Origin of the sequence: Vibrio sp. TRT 2004 (genome assembly GCF_050113735.1) — a bacterium.
Lineage (GTDB): Bacteria > Pseudomonadota > Gammaproteobacteria > Enterobacterales > Vibrionaceae > Vibrio.
Map to the genome: position 1 here is coordinate 1 of NZ_JBNJOH010000148.1, position 656 is coordinate 656.

1 protein-coding gene is annotated in these 656 nt (G+C 44.2%); it reads right to left on the reverse strand.

Going from position 1 to position 656, the window contains the following annotated elements; all coding sequences use genetic code 11:
• Positions 1-633 (reverse strand): DUF6444 domain-containing protein (locus ACQEXR_RS20325; protein WP_427021056.1); only part of this gene is annotated, 633 nt, incomplete at its 3' end.
• Between the last annotated feature and the right edge of the window lie 23 nt (positions 634-656).

Genomic DNA, 656 nt, shown 5'->3' on the forward strand with positions numbered 1-656 from the left:
ATCAGCTAAGTATTCAGCTATTCGCCCCTGAGCCGCTGATATCGCACCGATAGAGAAGCTCAACTGAAAGACATCTTTCAGCATCGATTGTATTTTGCCTATGCTTTGATGGTGCTGAGTCGCTTGGATTGCGATAAAGCTATGTAGATTTGGCCCCATCTGAACTTCGGGCACATACTCTGGAAGCTCAGCTTGATGCTTATCGCCACACCATGAGCATTCACCCTTGAAGACTTGATGTTCAACTAATGTATACGAAATATCAGGTAAATCGAAGATTTGATGCCGCTTATAGGGCTTTCGATTGGGAATGACACAACCACCGCAGTGGCATGTCTTGTTTGGTAAGTATTGCTCAACCGAGGCACTGTCTTCCACTGGGTGAAGCAGTCGGCGATGACCTTTATGACCTGGTTGAGCTCCTTGCTTTTTTCCAGATTTCTTCCGATTAGGCGAAGTATTCTTGGCTTTGTTAAACAAAGGTTGTTGTGATGACGGCACAGAAGAATTTCGACTATTCTGATTTAGTCTGTCTTCAAGCTCTGCCAACTTATTCCATAAAAAATGGATGATATCTTTCGCCTCTTCAGGCGAATCGAAATCTGGCGGAGGAGGTAGTGTTTTCTTGTTCATACCTCCAGATTGCCATCACAAAA